2 protein-coding genes are annotated in these 4,238 nt (G+C 68.1%); both read left to right on the top strand.

Features of this window, described 5'->3' with window-relative positions:
• Nucleotides 1-391: hemerythrin domain-containing protein (locus VEG08_07970; GenBank protein ID HXZ27919.1), on the top strand; the 391-nt coding region annotated here is incomplete at its 5' end.
• Between the two features lie 123 nt (nt 392-514).
• Nucleotides 515-4,072 (top strand): 2-oxoacid:acceptor oxidoreductase family protein, encoded by a 3,558-nt coding sequence (locus VEG08_07975; GenBank protein ID HXZ27920.1) that lies wholly within the window; start codon nt 515-517, stop codon nt 4,070-4,072.
• Nucleotides 4,073-4,238 lie beyond the last annotated feature (166 nt).

The raw sequence follows: 4,238 nt of genomic DNA on the forward strand, positions 1-4,238 counted from the left end.
CGCGGAGCTGGCCGAGTTGCAGTGGGCGCTGGACCACCTGGTCTGCTACTCCGAGGTCTATGCCGACCTGGCCACTGCCGGCAAGGTGCGCGAGCTGGGCCACGACCTGAAGGTGCTGCTGCCCACCCACTTCGTGCGCGAGGAAGCCACGGTGCTGACCACGGTGGCACGCATCAGCCCCGAGCTGGCCGATTTCGCCGCCGAGATGAAGCGGCAGCACAAGGAGCTGGGGGTGGAGTTCAAGGCCTTCCTGGCGGCACTGCAGGAGTTCGAGAGTTCGAACGACCTGGACACCGCCGTCTGCCACATCAAGGAATCGGGCGCGCAGTTCGCCCGCGACCTGGGCGCGCACGTGGCTCTGGAAGAGCGCCAGTTGAGCGGCTTCCTATGAGAGCCGCGCACGACCTCGCCGGCTGTCCCACGAGAACAAGTTTTTGCCTGCTGCTGCGGGCGGAGGCCGCCGAACCTGGCGCTCCCTCCGCCCGCGGCCGCGGGCCGCAATCCTGGAGGAACCGTGTCCGCTACCAGCATTGATACCCGCATTCATACCCCGGAAGAGAAGATCGCGCCCCCGTATCCCGGCAACATCTCCACCGTCGACGGCTCGGGCGCGGTGGTGTGGGTGGAGTCGCACATCTGCCAGGGGGCCTGCGCCTATCCCATCACCCCCTCCACCCCCATGGGCGACGGCTTCGCCATGGAGTACGCCAACGGCACCCGCAACCTGTGGGACGAGCCGCTGCAGTTCCTGGAGCCGGAGTCGGAGCACAGCTCGGCCTCGGCCTGCGAAGGCTTCGCCCTGGCGGGCGGCCGCGTCACCAACTTCACCAGCGGCCAGGGGCTGATCCTGATGAAGGAAGTGCTGTACGTGATCGCGGGGAAGCGCCTGCCCGTGGTCTTCCACATCGGGGCGCGGGCGCTGACCTCGCACTCGCTCAACGTGCACGCCGGGCACGACGACGTGATGGGGGTGGCCGACTGCGGCTGGGGCATGCTCTTCGGGCGCAACGCGCAGGAGGCCGCCGACCTGGCCCTGATCGCGCGCCGCGCCGCCGAGGATTCCGAGACCCCGTTCATGAACGTCCAGGACGGCTTCCTGACCACGCACACCTTGGAGACCATCCGCCTGCCCGAGGCCGAGTTGATGCGCGAGTTCGTGGGGCGTCCGCAGGATCGTATCCGCAACCTCTTCGATCCCCTGCACCCCATGCTGAGCGGCCCGGTGCAGAACCAGGACAGCTACATGAAGGGCAAGGTGGCGCAGCGCGCCTTCTACGACCGGGTGGCCCCGGCGCTGCTCAACGCCATGCACGACTACAGCGCGCGCACCGGCCGGCACTACGACTTCCTGCGTCCCTACCGCATGGAGGACGCCGACTACGCCTTCGTGGGCATGGGCTCCATGATGGACACGGCCGAAGCCACGGTGGACTACCTGCGCGAGCGCGGGGTGCGCATCGGGTGCGTCACCCTAGTCAGCTTCCGCCCCTTCCCCACCTTCGAGCTGGCCGCCCTGCTCAAGAACTGCCACGCGGTGGCGGTGATCGAGCGCTGCGACGTCCCCCTGGCGCAGTCGAACCCGCTGACCATGGAGGTCAAAGCGGCGCTGAGCGACGCGCAGACGGAGAGTTCAGTAGTCCGCTTCGGCCGCCGCCCGGAGATCTTCTCCGGGGTGGCGGGGCTGGGCGGGCGCGACATCCGCCCCGGGCATTTCGTGGCCGCCGCCGAGAACATGATCGGCAACGGGCGCCGCTTCTTCGCCCTGAACATCAAGCATCCCGACGCGCTCGAAGTGGGTGCCGATCCCGACGTCCGCCCCAAGGGCGCCTTCTCCCTGCGCGGACACTCCGTGGGCGGCTTCGGCTCGGTGACCACCAACAAGGTGATGGCGAGCGTGGCTTCGGACCTCTTCGGCCTCTACGCCCAGGCCTTCCCCAAGTACGGCTCGGAGAAGAAGGGCCTGCCCACCAACTACTACCTGACGCTGGCGCCGGAGTTCATCCGGCTGCACTGCGAACTGGCCACGGTGGAGTTCGTGGCCATCCAGGACGCCAACGCCTTCCTGACCGGCAACCCGCTGGCGGGGCTGGCGGAGGGCGGCATCGTGTACCTGCAGTCGAGCAAGCCCGTCGGCGAGGTGTGGCATTCGCTGCCGCCGGCGGCGCGCCGGCAGATCCGGGAGAAGAAGTACCGGGTGTTCGCGCTGGACGCGAACCGCATCGCGCGCGAGTCGGCCAGCCGGGCCGATCTGCAGGTGCGCATGCAGGGCATCGTGCTGATGGGCGCCTTCCTACATCTCACGCCCTTCCGCGAGCGCGCCGGGCTGAGCGAGGAGCAGCTCTTCACCGCTCTGGAAAAGACCCTGCACAAGTACTTCGGCAAGCGCGGGGCGCAGGTGGTGAAGGACAACATGGCGGCCGCCCGCCGCGGCTATGACGAACTCGTGGAGGTCGTTCCGCCGGCCGAAGAGGACACCGCGGCGGCCGCGAAGCGCAACGGCGACCACCGCTTCCAGGTGGCCCCGCCGCCCGCGGAAGGCCCGGTGATGCCCGACTTCTGCGAGAAGGTGATCGGCAGCTACGCCCAGGGGCGCGAAGATGATCTGGTAGCCGACGAGTACGTGGCCCGCAGCCTGATGCCGGCCTCCAGCGCCATGCAGCGCAGCTTCCGCAACCTGGCCCCCGACATCCCCGTCTTCCTGGCCTCGGCCTGCGTCGGCTGCATGGAGTGCGTGAATGAGTGTCCCGACACCGCCATCCTGGCGAAGGTGGTGGAGAAGCCGGTGCTGGAAGTGAAGCTGGCGGCGGTCGAGCGTCCCGAGTTGCGCGAGAACCTGCGCGCCCACTTCGCCGTCACCAACAAGTACCACGACCTGTTCGTGAAGAAGGGCGAGCCGGGCGGGCTGTTCGGCCTCTTCGTGGATCCGGACAAGTGCAAGGGCTGCGGCGAATGCATCACTGCCTGCGGCACGCACAATGCTCTGGCCATGAAACCCAAGGCGGAGCTGGACATGCCCGCCTACGATCTGGGCATGGACCTCTTCCACCATCTCCCCGACACGCCCCAGCGCTTCATCAACGAGAAGGCGCTGGCCGACATGATGCTCTCCTCCTCTTCCCTGCTCTTCGCGGGCGGGGCGGGGTCGTGCATGGGCTGCGGAGAAGCTACCGCGGTGCGGCTGATGCTGGCGGCCACCGGCTTCCAGTACGGCAAGGAGAACATCGGCATCGTGGCCGCCACCGGCTGCAACTCGGTCTTCGGGTCGACCTATCCCTTCAACCCGTTTGCGGTGCCGTGGACCAACTCGCTGTTCGAGAACGCGCCCGCCGACGCCATGGGCGTGCGCCTGCGCTGGAACCAGGAGGGCCACGGCCTGCGGCGGCTGTGGGTGCTGGGCGGCGACGGCGCCATGTACGACATCGGCTTCCAGTCGCTCTCGCGCATGCTGATGTCGGGGATGGACATCAAGGTGCTGGTGCTGGACACGCAGGTGTACTCCAACACCGGCGGCCAGACCTCGACCTCCACCTTCACCGCGCAGGACGCCAAGATGGCGGCCTACGGCAAGGACCAGCCCGGGAAGCGCGAGCGCCGCAAGGAGATCGCGCAGATCCTGATGATGCATCCCAACACCTTCGTGGCCCAGACCACCGCCGGGCACCTCAACCACTTCCTGAAGGCGGTGATGGCGGCCAACGAGTATCCCGGGCCGGCGGTGATCATCGCCTACGCCGCCTGCCAGCCCGAGCACGGCATCGGCGACGACCGCGCCGTGGCTCAGGCCAAGCTGGCGGTGGAGTCGCGGGCCTTCCCACTGCTCATCCACGATCCCCGCAAGGGCGAGCGACTGAAAGAACGCATCAGCCTGCAGGGCAACCCGGCGCTGAAGGAAGACTGGTTCACCGACCCGCACACGGGCGGGCCGCTGGACTTCGTCGCCTTCGCGCGCACCGAAGGGCGCTTCGCGCGGCACTTCGGCTTGGACGGCAAGCCCGACGAGGTGATCCTCAAGGCCCAGCAGGAGCGCTTGGAGAACTGGCACCGCCTGCAGGAGCTGGCCGGGATCAAGTAGGCTCGAGGAAGAAGAACGAGGCCCGGGTCTCAGGCCCGGGCCTCTTGCTTTGTGGGCGTGTGCTAGCCTGTGGGGACGATGAGCCGCCGGGCCGCGCTTCGAACGTCTGTCGCAAACGAGGCTGTTTTCCCGGCCATGGTGCGCGTGCCGGAGGGCCGGTTCGTGA

This window comes from Terriglobales bacterium (genome assembly GCA_035624475.1).
In the GTDB taxonomy this organism is placed as follows: Bacteria; Acidobacteriota; Terriglobia; order Terriglobales; family Acidobacteriaceae; genus DASPRL01.